The sequence below is a fragment of the Gilvimarinus chinensis DSM 19667 genome (assembly GCF_000377745.1).
In the GTDB taxonomy this organism is placed as follows: domain Bacteria; phylum Pseudomonadota; class Gammaproteobacteria; order Pseudomonadales; family Cellvibrionaceae; genus Gilvimarinus; species Gilvimarinus chinensis.
In genome coordinates this window covers 688,016-705,503 of the sequence record NZ_KB898706.1, presented here as the reverse complement: position 1 = coordinate 705,503, position 17,488 = coordinate 688,016, and the positions used below count along the sequence as shown (strand labels likewise).

At 48.0% G+C, this 17,488-nt stretch carries 17 protein-coding genes; 2 read left to right on the top strand and 15 right to left on the bottom strand.

The genetic code is table 11. From position 1 onward, the window contains the following. Together rfbD and D568_RS0103270 are read left to right on the top strand one after the other, a co-directional pair. Entirely contained in the window at positions 1-873 is an 873-nt protein-coding gene (gene rfbD, locus D568_RS0103275) for a dTDP-4-dehydrorhamnose reductase (protein WP_020208142.1), read from the top strand. Beyond that, positions 870-1,616, top strand: coding sequence for a glycosyltransferase (locus D568_RS0103270; RefSeq protein ID WP_020208141.1), 747 nt, complete (start codon positions 870-872; stop codon positions 1,614-1,616). The genes rfbD and D568_RS0103270 overlap by 4 nt, the downstream gene beginning before the upstream one ends. Here D568_RS0103270 and D568_RS0103265 read toward each other — a convergent pair. The 15 genes from D568_RS0103265 to D568_RS19060 all read right to left on the bottom strand — a co-directional run bounded on the left by D568_RS0103265 (position 1,570) and on the right by D568_RS19060 (position 17,487). Next, complete coding sequence (locus tag D568_RS0103265) at positions 1,570-2,316, bottom strand: glycosyltransferase family 2 protein (protein WP_020208140.1); 747 nt, start codon at positions 2,314-2,316, stop codon at positions 1,570-1,572. The two genes, D568_RS0103270 and D568_RS0103265, sit on opposite strands and share 47 nt — an antisense overlap. Before the next feature lie 27 nt (positions 2,317-2,343). After that, positions 2,344-6,162 (bottom strand): glycosyltransferase, encoded by a 3,819-nt coding sequence (locus tag D568_RS20910; RefSeq protein WP_020208139.1) that lies wholly within the window; start codon positions 6,160-6,162, stop codon positions 2,344-2,346. 11 nt (positions 6,163-6,173) lie between these two features. Then, a complete protein-coding gene (locus tag D568_RS0103255; protein WP_020208138.1) occupies positions 6,174-7,067 on the bottom strand; it encodes a glycosyltransferase family 2 protein in 894 nt (297 codons plus the stop codon). Positions 7,068-7,171: 104 nt separating this feature from the next. Then, positions 7,172-7,558 carry a hypothetical protein gene (locus D568_RS0103250; RefSeq protein ID WP_020208137.1) on the bottom strand — a complete coding sequence of 129 codons (387 nt, stop codon included), beginning with the start codon at positions 7,556-7,558 and terminating at the stop codon, positions 7,172-7,174. A gap of 9 nt (positions 7,559-7,567) precedes the next feature. Beyond that, positions 7,568-9,754, bottom strand: a complete 2,187-nt coding sequence (gene gspD, locus D568_RS19070; RefSeq protein WP_020208136.1) for a type II secretion system secretin GspD — start codon at positions 9,752-9,754, stop codon at positions 7,568-7,570. Then, entirely contained in the window at positions 9,751-10,299 is a 549-nt protein-coding gene (locus tag D568_RS0103240) for a hypothetical protein (protein ID WP_020208135.1), read from the bottom strand. The genes gspD and D568_RS0103240 overlap by 4 nt, the downstream gene beginning before the upstream one ends. A gap of 2 nt (positions 10,300-10,301) precedes the next feature. Beyond that, positions 10,302-10,853, bottom strand: coding sequence for a type II secretion system protein GspM (gspM, locus tag D568_RS0103235; RefSeq protein WP_040516031.1), 552 nt, complete (start codon positions 10,851-10,853; stop codon positions 10,302-10,304). Beyond that, positions 10,846-11,853: a PilN domain-containing protein gene (locus tag D568_RS0103230; protein ID WP_020208133.1), complete on the bottom strand. Its 1,008-nt coding sequence runs from the start codon at positions 11,851-11,853 to the stop codon at positions 10,846-10,848. The genes gspM and D568_RS0103230 overlap by 8 nt, the downstream gene beginning before the upstream one ends. Further along, positions 11,843-12,550, bottom strand: coding sequence for a hypothetical protein (locus D568_RS21810; RefSeq protein ID WP_169334782.1), 708 nt, complete (start codon positions 12,548-12,550; stop codon positions 11,843-11,845). Before D568_RS21810 ends, D568_RS0103230 begins: the two co-directional genes overlap by 11 nt. Before the next feature lie 89 nt (positions 12,551-12,639). Then, positions 12,640-13,236 carry a prepilin-type N-terminal cleavage/methylation domain-containing protein gene (locus D568_RS0103220; protein WP_020208131.1) on the bottom strand — a complete coding sequence of 199 codons (597 nt, stop codon included), beginning with the start codon at positions 13,234-13,236 and terminating at the stop codon, positions 12,640-12,642. Next, positions 13,233-13,610, bottom strand: a complete 378-nt coding sequence (locus D568_RS19065) for a type IV pilus modification PilV family protein (protein WP_020208130.1) — start codon at positions 13,608-13,610, stop codon at positions 13,233-13,235. The genes D568_RS0103220 and D568_RS19065 overlap by 4 nt, the downstream gene beginning before the upstream one ends. Continuing rightward, positions 13,607-14,062 carry a prepilin-type N-terminal cleavage/methylation domain-containing protein gene (locus D568_RS0103210; protein ID WP_157497601.1) on the bottom strand — a complete coding sequence of 152 codons (456 nt, stop codon included), beginning with the start codon at positions 14,060-14,062 and terminating at the stop codon, positions 13,607-13,609. Before D568_RS0103210 ends, D568_RS19065 begins: the two co-directional genes overlap by 4 nt. A gap of 5 nt (positions 14,063-14,067) precedes the next feature. Beyond that, positions 14,068-14,487 carry a type II secretion system major pseudopilin GspG gene (gene gspG, locus D568_RS0103205; protein WP_020208128.1) on the bottom strand — a complete coding sequence of 140 codons (420 nt, stop codon included), beginning with the start codon at positions 14,485-14,487 and terminating at the stop codon, positions 14,068-14,070. A 25-nt stretch (positions 14,488-14,512) separates the two neighbouring features. Then, complete coding sequence (locus D568_RS0103200; RefSeq protein WP_020208127.1) at positions 14,513-15,712, bottom strand: type II secretion system F family protein; 1,200 nt, start codon at positions 15,710-15,712, stop codon at positions 14,513-14,515. 62 nt (positions 15,713-15,774) lie between these two features. Then, positions 15,775-17,487, bottom strand: a complete 1,713-nt coding sequence (locus D568_RS19060) for a GspE/PulE family protein (RefSeq protein WP_040516029.1) — start codon at positions 17,485-17,487, stop codon at positions 15,775-15,777. Position 17,488: the final 1 nt, after the last annotated feature.

Here is a 17,488-nt window from a genome sequence, read left to right as displayed (position 1 = left end):
ATGCAGATATTAGTATTGGGCGCCGCAGGACAAGTTGGCCAAGAACTCCAACATCTGGCGTCTCGTGGCGAGCATGACATTCAGTGGATTTTTTTTGATCGTCAGCGGTTAGATCTAAGCGACACTTCCAATATCGCTCCTACACTGATCAAGCAGAAACCCGATATTATTATTAACTGCGCCGCTTATACCGCTGTAGATAAAGCCGAGCAAGAGGGTGCCACGGCCGATGTGATCAACCATCAAGCCGTTGCCGAAATAGCCCGTGCTGCACTAGCGCTCGATGCGAGCCTGATACACATTTCCACTGACTACGTGTTTGACGGATACCACTTTCAGCCTTACAAGACTACAGACAAAACCAGTCCGCAAGGAAAATACGGCGAAACCAAACTGGCGGGCGAGCGTGCCTTTATTAAGAGCGGAGCCAAAGGCATTATTGTGCGCACCAGCTGGGTTTACAGCGCTTACGGGAATAACTTTGTCAGAACCATGCTGCGACTGGGGTCAGAGAAAGACCGCCTGAATGTCGTCGCTGACCAAATTGGCAGCCCCACCTGGGCCAGAGATTTGGCGGCTGCACTCATTCACATTAGTCAATCAACTCAACTGGCGAAAAAACAAGGCACCATTTACCATTACTCAAACGCCGGGGCGTGTAGCTGGTACGACTTTGCCTTCTGTATTATGGAAGCTCGCCACCTCCCCTGCCAAGTACACCCAATACCCAGCGAAGAGTTCCCCACACCAGCAAAACGACCGCACTACAGTGTTTTGGATTGCGGTGAACTGGAAAAAGATTTCTGCATTCAAAGACCCCATTGGTTAAGCTCGTTAAAAACAGCGTTAGTGGAGTTTATGCCCTCACCATGATCAGCGTTTGTCTGGCCAGCCACAACGGGGCCGACTATATTCAGCAGCAAATCGATACGATTTTGCACCAGCTACAATTGCAAGATGAGCTTGTCGTAGTAGACGACTGCTCACAAGACGACACGGTCAACATCATTCGCAGCTTTGCTGATGACCGTATTCGCCTCTTCCACAACGATCGACAACTGGGTCACGTAAAAACCTTTGCCAAAGCAATAACAGAAGCGCGCGGGAAATACATTTTTTTGGCCGACCAGGATGACATCTGGCCTCCAGGTAGAGTGAACCTGATGCGTAGCGCACTTGATAAAGATGATTGTCAGGTAGTAGCGGGTAACTTTAAAATTCTGCCCACTAAAGATACTGCGCCTCAGAGACAGCAGAAGATACTGCTTGCTGCCCAGAGCAACCACACCCTTTCAAATCTGCTGGGCATACTTTTAGGCCGTAGACCCTATTATGGCTGCGCCATGGCCTTTGATCGCTCATTAAAAAAGATGGTTCTTCCAATCCCAGAATATGTTGAATCCCACGACCTCTGGATAGCAATGATTGGCAACACCGTTAAGAAAATGTCGCACCTGGAAGAGGAAGTGCTCATCAAAAGAGAGCACGGCAAAAACCTTTCAGCTCCGGCACGACGTCCCTGGCCAACCATCGTACAATCAAGAATCAAAATGGTTCTTGCAGAAATGATTATTTTAAATCGCGCACGGCGGCTAAAAGCAAATAGCGGCAAGTAAAAAACACAGAAAAAAACACAGAAAATTTCAGTTGTTGGCGATAGATGTGCCAGAAAAAAGGAACCACCTTCAGCTTATTTGCCGATAAAGAGTCTCTTCGTTTTCTGTAATAAGTGAGAGATTCTTGTAAAATTCCTGCCTGCGCATTATCCCGCAACAACAATAACCACAGAGCGTAGTCTTCGTGCCCCAAATTAGGGAAGGGATTTTTTTTTAGCAGCTCAGCAACACACATCACACTGGAGCAAGCGAATACATTACGCTTCAGCAAGGAGCTAAAAGTAACTTGTTCTGGAGGGCAACGCTTACCAATAACACAGCCCTGCTCGTCACACACCTCAACCCAAGTGCCGGACAGGTCTAGCTGTGTACTTTGCATATAAGCCAGCTGCTTTTCCAGCTTATTTTCACCCCAGATATCATCGGCATCCAAAAGAGCGATGAAATCACCTGTTGCCAGAGCAATGGCTTTATTACGCGGCTCAACCGCACCGCCACTATTGACGGCATTGGAGAGCACGGTTATGCGTTTATCTTTTGCAGCAAACTCCTTCGCTAACACTAATGTACTATCTACCGAAGCATCGTCTACAACAATAAGCTCCCAGTCTTCAAAGGATTGCCTGCGAACTGACTCTATTGCCTCACCTAAAGTAGACTCACAATTAAACGCAGGCATTACAATGCTGACTAAAGACATTCTTAAACTCGATGCCGTGTGCGCATATTACGACAAAATTCGCCGCACGGCTGGTTTCGCGGCATCCGGAGAGAAATGGGACTCTAGATTGTTAATACCACCTAAAGAAATTTTACTCCATAATTCTGCATCGTTATAAACCCGAGCAATATTTTTGGCAAAGGTTTTGGGATCATCAGAAATAAGGCAATCCACCCCATCCTCAGCGTGCATCCCTTCAACGGCGCACGCAGTCGCCACGACAGGGATAGCGTAATTCATGGCCTCATTCACTTTACCCTTTACACCCGCACCATACCGAAGCGGGGCAATAGAAACACGGGCCGACATTAATTCAGGCTCGATATCCTCAACAAAGCCCAATACTCTCAAGCTTTCATTACTGCCTAAAGACTTTATCGAGTCGGGCATCTGACTGCCAATAATGGTGGTCTTAACTCCCGGCAACATCTGCTTAACATGCGGCAACACTTCGCCAACATACCATTCAACAGCATCCACATTAGGGGGGTGCCGGAAGCCACCGACAAAAATAATTCCTTCGCGCTCGGTATAGCCGGGACGCTCTGGCGTATGAGAGTGTATGTTCGACACAATCTCGACCCGCGCTTGCGGCGCAATATCGGCGAGCAACGTTTTTTCAAATTCCGAAACAACGAGGGTAATATCGCTGTCTTTAATTAAACCCAGCTCTTTTCGCTTTGTATCACGCGATTGTTGCAACAACGCCTGATCGCCACTGAGCTCTGCCTCTCGCTCTTCACGCACAAAATGGAGGTCAACCGTATCAAAGATGAACTTCGCCTTAGGAGCTACAGCGCGAGCAAGCGCAATGTATTGGGAGGCAATATAGTGTCGACTCACAAAAATCGCGTCCAATGTCGGTCCCAACTTACGCAACACCCGTCGAACAGAACCTGCCCAGGCACCATAAAGCACTTCCACTCCCATAGCGTTTAACTGGCGCACCACCTTTTCGCGGAACTCCAAATTATCGGCAATGAACGTGACGTGATACCCCTCCGCCTTCAGAATTTGCAGCAAATTCAGCATTCGTACAGACCCTGAATCTTGGTCAGGTGTGATCATGCAGGCTTCAACAACCAAGACATTGCCCCTGGTTGCTCTGTGGCATTCGCTCTGAGGCTCAATCGCATTGTCATTATGACTGGCTAAAACATCCTTCCAGCGCTCGTAAAACTTCTTGCCGTTGGTTACCTGGTACGCTTTCACGCCGCTCGTTTCATCCGTACCATGACTCACGCCTTCCAGATGAAAAACCTCAGCGGCTGGCTGATAAACCACCCTCAGGCCACGTTGTCGAATTCGAAAAGCTAAATCGGTATCTTCGTAATAAGCCGGCTTGTAGTATTCATCAAAGCCTTTCAGCTCGACAAATAAGTCTCGTTTGAAGGCGAGTACGGCACCGGAGCAATAATCCACATCGCGCACATAATTAAATCTCGGATCGTCGGCGCGCTCACCCCGCCCCCAGTTCCAACCACTGCCATCTCGCCAAATTATGCCACCCGCCTCTTGCAAGCTGCCATCCGCATTTAAAAGCTTGGCTCCGACTAAACCCACATTCTGATGCTCGGAGAATGTATCGATTAAACGGTCGAAAGCAGCCGGAGTTACGATCGTGTCGTTATTCAGCAGCACGACCCACTGCCCGCGGGCAGCAAAAGCACCGGCATTACTATTCCCCACAAACCCTTGATTACTTTCACCGCGAACAATCCTGATACCTTTCACCATGTCTAACGCCTGAGCCGCCGGCTCGGGTGAACAGTCGTCAGCCACGATGACTTCATAAGGTAAAGAAGGGGGATTATCGGATATGCTTTTGAGGCACTGATAGGTCGTCAGATGCTGACCATACACAGGTATTACAATTGAGACCTCAGGTCGCTCTGAGGTCTCGAGCGTAAGGGGTGATAACTGTTCAACTGGCTCAAGAACTTTCTGAGCGTACTGAACTCTTTGCTCCGTCTCTTTGGCGATATCCGTTAAATTATTCTGCTGCTTCAATACACCCTGGGTTTGATAACCTAATATGCCAACAGCGTCTTTAATTCTGCCCTGCTTGAGCAATAAAAATAATCGACGGTAAGACGCGGGGCGAAAAGCGTGGCGAGTCAGTACTTTTAAAAGGTGTACAGCTTTAATCATAAAACGCTTTAACACGCGGATAGGACGAGTTACCTTCCAAGAGAAGCTCTCAAGCAACGCATCTCGCTCACTGATCGCCTGTATAACATGCTCCCGCGCCAGTTTCAGCTCAGATTCTAAATGATCAATATACTCTTGAGCATTATGACCTTGTTCCTGTAATTCTTGGATATTCTCTTGCGCGGCATCCAGGTTTTTAGCGTAGCGCTCGATAGTTTCATCTGCCGCGACCTTAACAACCCCCAGCTCATATTTAAGGGAGCGAAGTTCATCTTCAGCGTCAGACACATAAGCCGAAAATTCAGCTTGCACTTGATCAAGCGCAACGGTCTTGTCATCAAGGTTGCTCACAGCATCTCGAAGCTGCTGCATACCCGCCACTTCTGTTTCTGAATCGGGAACAACCTGCATACGTCTTGCGACTTCCTGCAGCACACCAAAGTGGTGAGTTTTAATGCCGTAATGCAATAGCGATTTTATGGGCTTATCCGCTTGCGGCATAGGCGCTGGAAAAGTCTGGAGAATATCCAGGAGGCCAATCACATCGGCCAGAGGCTCTGCAGATTTTTCGCTTAAAGGTTGCTGATACCAATCTCGATAATCACTGCGGGAATCCACAAAAAAACGGTTTTCAGCATCCTGATAGGATGCAGCCGTTTTCAACGCATCCAACCACTCCAATGGCAGAGAATTGGCGTTCAATAAACAGTGACGCTCATAGGTCTCTAACCGCTCCTGCAGCGCCCCTATGTTTGAACTTACAATCGGTAAACCCGATGCCATAGCATGGGTTAAAGTGAAGCTGTAGGTTTCTGGCACCTGAGCTGGAAACCAAATAACATCTGCCTTTTCAAGGGCAAGCAAACGCGGTAACTCTTCTGCATCGTAGTTACCTCGAACGGTTATATTCGATTCAGTAGGGACGGTCGGATATCCCAACAATACGATTTCTAACGATACTGCCTCACGAAGAGCAAGTTCAGCCACCCGCTCAACAACCTCCAGCCCCTTTTCTTTAGATAAAGCTCCCAAAACAACTACTTTGAATATTTTAGCTAAGGCTGGAACTTGCTCAGGGTGTGGCACGACACATACGTTAGCGGCCGGAAAAGCTTGGGTTATATCTGCCTTGAGAAAGGCGGAAGGCAGCACAACACGCTCAGCCATTTCAACGATGGGGCGAAGAAGCTCCTGTCGAGCCACATCTACTTCTGGCCATCCGACGTCAGAACAACTTGGGCCAGTAACATCCTTATGATAATAGCGGGAAGTCAGATAAGCATCGTGAACGGTAATATCAAGCGGCCGCCCCAACACTTGGAGCAACTCGAGAACTTCAACCGGCCAGCCATGCAAATGATGCAAATGGACTCTTTGAACGGGCACAGCCGACAACCACAGGCGCCACCCCTCCAAAGTGTTCTTGCCAAAGCCTCCAGCGTCAATAACAGCACTTTTGGATTCAGCAGGTTTTAATTCAATCGAAACAGAACCACCACCCATCCCTTTTAATACAATAAAGTTTACATGGCTTATATCTGCCAAGCACTGGATGTGCTGCTGAACCCCACCACCCCACCCATGGGTAACAACAAGAACAGTAGGAAGCTCTGAACGCAGTATAAAGTCTAAGGCCTGAGCGGCCGCCGTGGGGATATTCGTTTTAACGTCCATTAGTACTCAAATTAATTACAGCGGGAGAGGTATTCTTGCGCTCGTAGCGCCCAAAGTGCTAAGGCTGCTTCATCACTACGACGAAAAATTTCGGCATCTATTCTATCGCGAAAAGGACGAATGGGGTCTTGCTGAATAAACTTTTTAACATCATCAAAATAGCTAGGGTAGCGATTCGCGATCACCGTTTCCGCATTAGCAACCAAGGCCTGCTTTTGCTCGCTAAAGCTAACCCCCCCCTCATGATATACAAAGCAATCGGCAGCCAGGATATTCTGCCACCCAGCAGCCTCAGCCCTAAGGCAAAAATCATTTTCCTCGCCATACCCTTTTCCAAAAGCTGTCGAATCAAATTGACCAACCTGATCAATCAACGCTCGGCGAATATACATACAAAATCCAACCGCCGTTGGTATAGGCAAATACAATCCATCGTTTACCTTTGACGCCACCCCATGCAATTCACCCTCATTCATCCCTTCCAGCAGACTATTTACACAACAGATCTGTGGGTACGAACAAATCTCGGCATTGTTCGAAAAAGGGGTGACAGTACCAATATTAGCTTTGCGGTACGCAGCAGTCTGTAACCTCGACAACCAATCTCCTGAAACGCGGGTATCACTATTCAAAAGCACCAGATCGCGCTTGCCGGTAGCTTCCATAGCTTTGTTAACCGTTCCCACAAAACCTAAATTCTTATTATTTTTAATGACAGAAACTGTTTCTCTTTTACTTAGCGTCTCACAATAAGCGGTTATTTCCTTTTCGGGCGAGGCGTCATTGACCAGCAGCACGTCGCTCTCACCTATTTTGCTTTGCAAAACAGAGTCTAAACAGGCTTTCGTCTGACTTAAGCCACGATACACCGGAATAACGACAGTGACGGGTAACTTACCCCCCATATCCCCACCTACTGTTTACAGCAAAGCGAACTGACCGCTTTTCAGCGCACTCATGTCCAAACAAAAAGAAAACCGCCTCAACAATCAGCCTGCCGCACAACTCTTTATGGATAGAGCCACCACTCGCTATCAACTAAGATCCAAGTGTCGTTCTTATGGCTAGGCAAGGTACCTTTAAAGAAATTAGACGTATACTCAAAGCTAATCACTACCTGACACTTGCTTTCCTCACAGGTAACTTTTTTTACATTAGCATTTTGCCAATTCGGAGCACCTAGATATTTAGCTTTAAATCGAGTAAGTGAAACTCCATCTCTATACCCTGGGCTGGCGAATTTATAAGCACGCTCAAAATCACCGTCCGTTACCGCATCAAGCCACTTCTGAGCGCGGTTTTTTACCACCTGATCGTCAGGCTGGTTATTTACAGTTGCACAGCCTCCAATTAATAACACCATAAAAACAATAGAAGTAAGATTTTGAAATTTCATATCTTTACCTTAAAACGAAGGATCAACTAGCTTCTCATCATCAATTAACTCCTGGAAGGCTTCCAAACCTTTCATTCGCCTACGCATCTCTTTTGTCACATCGCGCATATCCTGATCACTTTTCATTACATGTGGAGTAATTATGACCAACAACTCTTGGCGCTCTTCCTCTATGTTAGTACCGCCAAACATCCATCCAATTAAAGGCAAATCACTGAAAAATGGCAGCCCTGCTTTAGTGCGGTCCTTCCTATCGTTAATCAAACCTCCAAGCACTACAGACTCTCCTGAACGAACAGCCACCTTACTACTGATTGATCGCTCAAAGAATTTTGGTGCACCATCAACTTCACTCGCGGTTCCCCCGTCTGTAACAGACTGCTGTAACTCCATAGTCACTAAACCACCTGCATTTACAGAGGGCCTGACTTCTAACTGCACCCCGGTATCACGATAGTTAACATTCTGAGTCGAGCCATAATCTCCATTGGTAGTACTAGAGTTATAGGGTGTCGAATCGCCTACTTGAATAGATGCCGAATGGTTATCTAATACCATTAATGATGGAGTAGAGAGCACCCTGATTAGGTTTTTCTCCGCTAAAGCGCTTAGAACACCCTGAACTTGCCCCATAGCCTCGCTAAACACATACCCAAAATTCGGTAACGATGCCTCTACAACACCATTATCACCTAAACTCATTCCCACATTTCCTTGCCCAGTGGCTCCCCCACTAAACTCATTTTCAAAATACCACTCCAATCCATAACGCAGACTATCTTCAAGACTAACTTCGATAATACTGGCTTCAATAAGCACCTGAGAGGGCATTACGTCAAGACGTTTTAATGCACCTTCTATTTTTCTATACTGGGTGGCAGTAGAATAAATTAAAAGTGTGTTATTTACCTCGTCCGCAACAATCCTAGCGTCATCTCCTAATGAAAAGCTTGATGCTCCCGAGCCCGACGAACGCCTTTTTGTCGACGAATTCGAGCTATCGTTACCAGATCCGTTGGATGATAAGTTAGATGGAGTTAACCCCGGCGCCACACCACTGTTACTTCCACTTGATCCACCGCTGCCTCCAAACACGTTGCTTATCAGCTGTGCCAAATGGCTCGCTTCTGCGTTTTGCACAGCGTAAACATATAACTGTGGGTCTGCGCTTTGTGCCGGCGACTTATCGAGCCTTTCAATCCATTGCTGCACCTGGGCAAGCAGGTTTTTACGGGGAGTAACAACTAATATTGCTCCTAAGGATTCAAGTGGCGCGATTCGAATCAGACCAGTAAGAGGACTGTTTTTTTCATCTCCTGAGCCGGCTAATAGTGTTTGTAAGGCCGACTCAATTTCTTCAACGGTGGTATATTCGATAGGGAAGACCCCAACCGACATCCCGGCCAGATAATCAACATCAAAAGTCTTAACAATGTCCAGCCAGCCTTCGAGTTGAGAGCTCATTCCACCGAGTATAAGGATATTGCGTACGGTATCGACCCTGACAAACGCAGTATCTGGAGCTACCGGCCTCAAAATTTCGGCCATTTGTGCAGCGCCAATGTACTCAAGCGGCACGATAATATTGCTGTAGCCTGGCTGCAAAACTTTCCCATTTTTATACGCGGGGTTTGATGCATTAAACCCTTTTCGCGCGGTCACGAGGTAACGGCCATCAGCTCGTTGAATCAGTGCAGCGCCATTCGCAGCCAACATGCTTTCCAATATTTCAAGGAGTTCATCACGACTAACCGGAGCTTGCGTACGAAGGGTAACGACACCTGGAACCTCGCCTTCAATCAGGTAATCCTGCCCCAAAATATCACCCAAAATGCCATGCACGACATCAAGCAAAGGAGCCGCTTCGAAGTTCAAAGCGACTTTGTCTCCGGCCAAAGGTGTTATGGCTTTTGTGCCAGGCATAGCAATGGTTTGATCGGTCCCACTGTAAACTTCAGCGTCAGCTTTAACAGGCTCATCGCTTTTTTGATTATCTGGGGCACCAAAGACTGGTTCAGATGAAGCCGGTGAGTCGCTAGATGGCTCAAGTAGCGACTCGGTATCGTCATTCATTGGATCATCAGGGACTTCCGCGGTTGTCGTGCAAGATGACACCCACGACAACACCAACACACCGATAACATACTTCCAGGGCTTACCCCAGAACTCTCTAGTTTCAACATTAGTCGTTTTCATGAATTCTCCAAAAGCTGACCTTGCTTACCCAGCCACTCTCTAGGTAAAGGCTCTCTTTGCATAACCTCAATTTCTTTAATGGGGGGTTGATTGGCATCATTACCCTGCTTGAGCATGAAAACCACTTTTTTGTCGGTTACCTCAATCAGCTCCCAACCCTCATAATATTCATTAAGCTGTAAACGAATCACAGACTCGTCCACTTTAAACACAACACTCGATGCCTCTTTTGCCGCCATCACGCCTAGTATTTGAGCACCATCCAGCTTCGTGTTGCGCTTAACTTTTTCTGGTTTTGGAGCTGGTTTTTCAGGCTCAGAGTAAGGCGTTCGCCCCTGCCAGAATAGAGGACGCTCCACAATCTTTTCGTATTGAACTTGAGGAATACGGCTGAGGACATCAGGAGAAAATGAACCTGCCGTATTAGGCGCTTCTTTTTGTACGTGAATAGGACGACTGAGCAAGATAAACGTTGCGACAGCGAGTATGGCCGAAACACCTAAAAAGTAGACTGCACATTGCTGGATTTGTTTATATGATTTCATATCTAACTCTGCGGCAATGCAAAACTACTTAACACGAATGAAGTATCAAGCTGTTGTCCAGAGGAATTTCTACGGCGCTCAGGCTTGAGATCTATAGAGTCGATCACAACTAAAGGTCGCGCAGCATCTAAAAGCTCAAGCAGGTAAACCAACGAGAGCATATCAGTGCTGGCATTCAACTTAACCCGAACACGCTGTAATACTCCCTCTTCTGAAGCAGGCATCACCTGGCTACCACTCACATCTACTCCAGCCTCCCTAAAAATCTCTCTCATCTGTTGCTGCATGTTATTTCCGAGCGCGGAAGAATCTGACGACGCTGGATAAACGAGCTGTAACAACACACTCTCAGAATTTTGAACGGCCGCTTCTAACTGCTCCTCTGCTCCGGCTAAGCCTTTTAATCGGGCAATCTGAGGAACGATGCGCTCTATCTCCTGGTGAGCTTTATACGCTGCCCCCCAGAATTTAACCACCACGACAAGGAATGCAATGCCTCCAATAGCGGCAAGCAGGGCCATAAACTTTTGTGCAGGACTCCAATTGCTAATCAACCTTCTCGCCCCCCTCTCGATGAGTTGGCAGCTGTAGCTCCAAACGAAATCGATCAACGCTATTGTTCCCTACCTGCCGGATCGCCGAGGTGGGTTTAACGCCGAAGAAATTAGCACTTTCAGTCAACTTTTGAATTAATGCTGCGGCATTTTGAGCATAACCATCAATTTCTAGTACGCCTGATTCTTGCTCGTATCCAGACAGCCAAGCATCGTCATCAAGTTGATCGGTCAATACTGTCAGAGGCAATAAAGGCCGAGCAGATTCATTAGCCCGCGCCTGTAGAAAACTCAGCCGATCATTATTTTCTGAAAGGGTCGCCCGCATCTGAATTGCCGTACGGGCCTCTTGACGCCCCTGGGATAAAGAGTCTTCCAGTTGTGCCAACCTGAAAGACTGATAAACCCAAGGCAAACTGCATACAAAAATCAGAGCCAAAAGACACACAAAGGATAACAGTGCGGTCTTAACCAGACGTTTTTTATAAAAGGAGTTACGTTTAGACTCAGCGAAGCCCTCAAAAACCAAGGGCTCACCTTGCACGGGTGCCCAGATTTCAAAGTTTTCTGAAGAGGCAGACTTTCGATGTAACAACTCTGCGATAGCAAATTTATTCGCAATTGCGAGCCTTAACTTGATTGTACGACCATCAAGATGATCAACACGATAAGCTTTCACCGTATCTTCTGGTACAAACGGACTAGAAGCCGCGACCTCTGCTTCTATAATCTGGTTAAGGCTCGCTAAAGCAGCCCTTGGCAAAACCAGGCAACGGGACAGAAACTGATGTTCCGGCAGCATTAATGCTGCTGCAGTTTCTTTCGGGTTATGTTCGTCTAAACTCTCAGTCTGCTCACTGAAGACACGCACCGGCCGATCCAAAACTTTGCGAACGGGAGAGTGGAAGGACCAAAAAATTTCCTGCCAAACTTCTATAAAGAATGCGCCTATTTGGCGCAAGTCGAAACCGAATAACTGCCACTGATTGTTACTGGACAAAATCGCCGCTCTCAAACTCAATACTGGAAACTTTAAACGGATTGAATCGGCGCTGAATTGAACCCCTTTTGGAAATCCAAACGCTACGCTGAACAACCCACCCATTATCCAAGGCGACACGAACATCCAATCGCCCATCCATAACCTGCAGGGGGTTACGCCCTTGTGAATCAGTTGCCTGTTCTTGCAACACGTCATCACGGCCTAACTTGCTTGCCAAATCAGCACTCGCCAGCTTTGACTCAAAACGCCCCTGGTTACACCCCATACAAACGTGCCACTTTACAGCTTCAAAGATTGAACGCCGGAAGCCTTGCACCGCCATAACATCCTCTAAAACATGTATTTTCGGCCCTGCTCCACGTTGCTGAGACTGGGCTTTTGTCGGGGTTCGCCACTCTATCACAGAATGTGCCAACACCCGAGCATCTCCGGGCTCGACCCCGGCTGCTGTTTCAAATAAAGAAGTCATTAACTCCACGTCTGCAAACTGCAAATCCACAAGGCCTTGAGCCGGAATAAACCTTAACTTGGCAACCACACCGGCAAACTCAATCCAAGCCTGGCGCTGCTGACCATTTTCGGCAGCTGAAAAAACCTGACCATTAATGGCCAGCTGTGCAATGCCATCCCCTATCGCTTCAGCCTCTGCCCGACTTAGCATCGACTGGGTGGCCCTAACCTCTTGTTTCGACACACCTATAACACCTGACACGAGGAGCGTCATAGCGGCAATAAACCAAAGCAAAAGAGCCAAGGCCACACCTCGCTGCCTATGGACTATATTCATAGCCCTGCCTGCGAAGTCGCTATAATAATTTCTGGCCAGTAACGGCCAGAAACCTTTAGCCGTAAACTGATATGCGAAGGAAGTTGATTTTCTGCTCTTTGGACTCCCCAGTCATCTAGCCACTCGCCGTAAACACTAGAGCGATAACGCACAGACAACTCTTCCACTCCCTCTAAAAGAGTATAAGACGTCTTAGAGCCTGCGCTGTTAATGTCACTTTCAGATAAAGTGGAATCAAGGTTGAAAGTCACCTTTCCATCGACAAGACTTAAACTCACGCCTAATACCCCACGCGACTGCTCAGGAATAGCTATCGGTGTGGCCCAACGAATAGAGTCTTTTGTGCCATAAAAATATATACCCACTGGGGCCCCAAACTCGAACAAGGTAACGGGTTGAGCGTCGGCTATTGTTTTTCTCAGGTATTGCGTCACTGCAACCATAGTAGAAACTTGGTCGATCTTAGTTTCCAGCTTAGTTTGAGTGTCAGCCAGCGTTCTCATCGCTGTGACTGTCGCTAATATTATTAAGGATAATATTGTGATCGCCACGACCACCTCTACCAAAGTAAAGCCGCGTACATTCGTTCTCATTGGGGCACAACCTCAACAGGAACGACCGTAGGTAGATGCACCTCTTTGTTACGGCCCCAGCGTACCCATACATCTAAATATTTAAGTTGAACTTCTTGCCCATCTGCGCGTAAAACAGGTCGCGTTGATAATTCCCAAGAGAAGCCGTCGTCGGTCTGACCTTTTCCACTCAAACCATCAGGAGGGACTGAGCTGTGGGCAGCCAACAGGGACTGCGCCATAATGATGGCGTACGAATGGTCTTCTGCGGCACTCACACCTCGAACCGCACCACCTGCAGCCTGGTAAAGCATCCCCAAAGAAATCCCTAAAATGGCAACCGCAACCACCATTTCGAGCAAAGAAAACCCTGCTTGAGGCCTTAAAAAATTCATATTGTGTCGACCGTTTGCTCCACTCGGCCGAGCAACCAGTTTACATGGAGGTTGAACCATCGATCATTACGACCTATTCGTATTGTTCCGCCGGAAGAGCTGCCATCGCCATAGAATTGAATTACGGCCTCATCATCAGCGGTACTGAGCTCGGCAGCGGCTTCTGTTTCCAATTCAATATACTCAGGTAATATAACCTCCAGCTCTTCGCCAAAGACAACACTCCTGAGCCTGGGCTTGATAACAACAGATTCAGGGCTTCCGGAAACTATGGCGGCATATCGCGCGGACTCCAAAGTTCTGCGCACATCCCGAACCGCTTCACGAAACTGCATCGATTGGTACATTTTATAAGATGCCGGTGCAGCAACAGCCAACGCCAATCCAGCAATGCTAATCGCTATGAGCAGCTCAAGCAGAGTAAAGCCATTCAGCCATCGAGTAAGTTTCATCTGACTCAACGAGTCTGCCAGTTACCTATATCAGCATTATCACCTTCACCGCCTGGCCTTCCATCAGCCCCATAAGACAGTACGTCAAATTCAGTATTTTCCCCCGGGAATTTATACTGATAATCATTGTTCCAGGGGTCTTGAGGCAAAACGTTGCGACGCAGATATGGGCCATCCCAGCCAGCTACCCCTGGATCTCTGACCAGAGCCTCAAGCCCCTGCTCAGTGGACGGAAACTTACCCGTGTCAAGCATATAAATTTCAAGCGCCTGCTCAAAGTCCCTGATTTGCACTCCAGCGGTATCGGTTTTTGCTCCGCCAAGTTGATTTAAAACCTTAGGACCGACCAGTCCCGCCAATAAGCCGATAATAGCCAATACAACTAACAATTCGACCAACGTAAAACCCTGCTGTCGTACTTTCATACTCCACTCACCTTTTCTTGCTTATCTACACTGCCAAATCATTGACAGACAAAATACCCATTAGGATCGCCACAATTATAAAGCCAATCATGCCCCCCATCCCCAGAATTAATATCGGCTCAAGCAATGTTAAACTTCTTTTTACCCCGGCCGACACCTCGTCATCATAAATCCTAGCCAGCTCGATCATCATATCGCCAAGCTGACCTGACTCTTCCCCTACTCGCACCATCTGTATAACCATCGGGGAAAAATCACCACTGTCTTGCAGAGCCTGAGAAACTCTACCGCCGCCTTTTACGGCCGGTGCCAGCCCTTCCAAAGAGCGACGCACCACACTATTTGAAACTGTCTGCACCGATATGCTTATTGCTTGGAGCATTGAGACACCGCTTTCAAGCAGAGTTCCCAATGTTCTGGAAAATCTCGCAACTTGGTACTTAGTGACAACAGCGCCAAAGATAGGCAGCTTTAACAGCCAGGCATCAAGCCAAGCAGCGCCTTGCTCCGTTCGCAACCAACGACGAACAAAAAAGCCTGCCACCCCTATTAGCACCACCAAGAAGATACCGTTATTCTTTATCGCCTCTCCACCTGCAATTACAAGCTCTGTAACAAGCGGTAAAGACTCCCCCATATCCGCGAACAAGGCTTCGAACTGTGGCACCACAAACCCAAGCATAACCAAAACAGACACCACTGAGACAACAGCCAAAATGGCGGGATATATCAATGCGGAGACAACGCTGGATCGAACTTGCTTAGCATTCTCAAGTTGAGCGGCTAGACGGGATAATATAGACGCCAGGTTTCCGCTAGCTTCCCCTGAGCGAATCATGCTGATGTAAAAATCATCAAACAAATCGGATCTTTCGGCTAAAGCGACACTAAAGCCTTTGCCGCCCTTTACCGTTCCCAAAATACCTTCATAAACTTGTTGCACAGCAAGATTGGGCGCCATGTCGATTAACACTTTAAGCGCGCGATCAATCGGCAAGCCAGCCCGTAGCAATACAGCCAACTCGTTGGTAAAGGATAAAACCTGATTTTTCCCTATGCCTTTTTTCGAGCTTTTACCTGTACCAGACGCTCCCCCCGCCAGACTGATAACCACCATGCCCTGGGCCCGTAACCGGCCCGAAGCGACAACCTCAGAATCCGCCTCAATGCTTCCTTGGACGAGACTCCCATCGCGTTTAGCAGCTTTGTAATAATACTCAGGCATAGGGACCTTAATGTAGACTGGTAGGATCAGACTATGATCAAAGGGGTATTATAAAGGTTGGATCAAGCAAACTCAGCCGTTTCTGTCTGGTCTTGAGTTACACGCATAACTTCATCTAACGTAGTTACACCCAAAGCAACTTTCTTAAGACCATCCTCATAAAGAGTTCGCATACCAGCGCGACGAGCCGTAGCATGAAGCTCAGTAGCGTCCGCCCCAGATTGAACAGCTTTATGCATGCTACCGTCCATGACAAATAGCTCGTGAATCGCCGTTCGCCCCTTATAGCCACTTTGCTTGCAGGAGTCGCAACCAACGGCTTCGTATACTTGATTCTGCCCCTTAGCTAAAAAGGCGTCCAAACCGGCACTTTTCGCCTCTCCTTCATGCAGTTTTCGAGGTGCTTTACACCTCTCGCACAAGGTTCGAATCAACCGCTGAGCCAAAACGCCATTAACCGATGACGTGATGAGGTAACGCTCAATACCCATGTCCTCAAGTCGGGTAATAGCACCGGCCGCGGTGTTAGTATGCAATGTGGATAACACCAAATGCCCTGTCAAGGCGGACTGCACCGCAATTTGGGCCGTCTCACCATCCCGCATTTCCCCAATCATGATAATGTCCGGGTCTTGCCGCAATATTGCTCGCAGCGATCGGGCAAACGTCAAGTCAATTTGAGCCTGAACCTGTATTTGGTTAATGCCATCCAACTGATACTCAACAGGATCTTCAACCGTAATTATTTTAAGCTCTGAGGCATCTAAGGTCGCCAAAGACGCATACAGTGTGGTGGTTTTGCCCGACCCCGTTGGCCCGGTCACCAGCAATACCCCGTGTGGACGCTGCAATAAAGCCTGGTAACGCATGAGCGTGTCCTCAGCGAACCCCATACTCTCCAAGCTCAATTGAATACTGTCTCGATCAAGCACACGCATAACAATGCTTTCGCCATGCACCGTCGGAATAGTAGACACTCGCAAATCCAGCTCATGCCCTTTCACCCGTGTCATTATTCGCCCATCCTGCGGCAAACGCCTTTCTGCAATGTTCATTCGAGATAACAGTTTTATGCGAGAAGCGATGGCAGGAGCCAACGTAAGATCTGGCGGGTCAGACGCCTCTTGAATGACACCATCAACTCGATAACGTAAGTGCAGCCTGTCATCAAAAGGCTCCACGTGTATATCAGAGGCACCAACCTCTAAGGCATGATGGATAATCTGGTTCACAAGCCGAATAACCGGTGCCTCGCTCGCCAAATCACGTAAATGCTCCACAAACTCCGAATCTTCCAGCTCGCCGCCGTATAACCCCTCGTCTTGCTCTTCTTCGGAAGAATCTGCTTGCTGGACCAAGCGAGCCAAAGCAGTAGCGACATCCCCCTCCAACCCCAAATGAAGCTTAACAGGGCGCCCTACTGCCATCTGCAAAGCCTGCCGAATAAAATCATCCTGAGGCACAGTCGCGGCAAATTCCGGACAATCGCCAACCACTAAAGGGACAACATTATTCGCCTGCAAAAATGCGCCAGAAAGACCGCTTATTACCGGGGCCTCCACGGGGTAATCCTCCGAGCGCAACAAGCGAACCTGCAGCTGCGAGGCCAGAGCCTCTGCCATATCCTGTTCTGACACTAAGCCTAACTTGATAAGCACCTGACCGAGATAGCCCCCCATTTCTGCCTGGGCTAAAAGAGCTCGCTCTAAGTCTCGATGTGAAAGCTTATTGGCTGTAGTTAATATCTCTCCGATTTTCACGTGATTATCTGCCAAC

Bases quoted from the DNA above. Each gene is read 5' to 3' on its own strand.
- gspD (WP_020208136.1), bottom strand. From the start codon at position 9,754: ATGAAAACGACTAATGTTGAAACTAGAGAGTTCTGGGGTAAGCCCTGG.
- D568_RS0103270 (WP_020208141.1), top strand. From the start codon at position 870: ATGATCAGCGTTTGTCTGGCCAGCCACAACGGGGCCGACTATATTCAG.
- D568_RS0103240 (WP_020208135.1), bottom strand. From the start codon at position 10,299: ATGAAATCATATAAACAAATCCAGCAATGTGCAGTCTACTTTTTAGGT.
- rfbD (WP_020208142.1), top strand. From the start codon at position 1: ATGCAGATATTAGTATTGGGCGCCGCAGGACAAGTTGGCCAAGAACTC.
- D568_RS0103265 (WP_020208140.1), bottom strand. From the start codon at position 2,316: ATGTCTTTAGTCAGCATTGTAATGCCTGCGTTTAATTGTGAGTCTACT.
- gspG (WP_020208128.1), bottom strand. From the start codon at position 14,487: ATGAAAGTACGACAGCAGGGTTTTACGTTGGTCGAATTGTTAGTTGTA.
- D568_RS20910 (WP_020208139.1), bottom strand. From the start codon at position 6,162: ATGGACGTTAAAACGAATATCCCCACGGCGGCCGCTCAGGCCTTAGAC.
- D568_RS0103210 (WP_157497601.1), bottom strand. From the start codon at position 14,062: ATGAAACTTACTCGATGGCTGAATGGCTTTACTCTGCTTGAGCTGCTC.
- D568_RS0103255 (WP_020208138.1), bottom strand. From the start codon at position 7,067: ATGGGGGGTAAGTTACCCGTCACTGTCGTTATTCCGGTGTATCGTGGC.
- D568_RS0103200 (WP_020208127.1), bottom strand. From the start codon at position 15,712: ATGCCTGAGTATTATTACAAAGCTGCTAAACGCGATGGGAGTCTCGTC.
- D568_RS0103250 (WP_020208137.1), bottom strand. From the start codon at position 7,558: ATGAAATTTCAAAATCTTACTTCTATTGTTTTTATGGTGTTATTAATT.
- D568_RS19065 (WP_020208130.1), bottom strand. From the start codon at position 13,610: ATGAATTTTTTAAGGCCTCAAGCAGGGTTTTCTTTGCTCGAAATGGTG.
- D568_RS0103220 (WP_020208131.1), bottom strand. From the start codon at position 13,236: ATGAGAACGAATGTACGCGGCTTTACTTTGGTAGAGGTGGTCGTGGCG.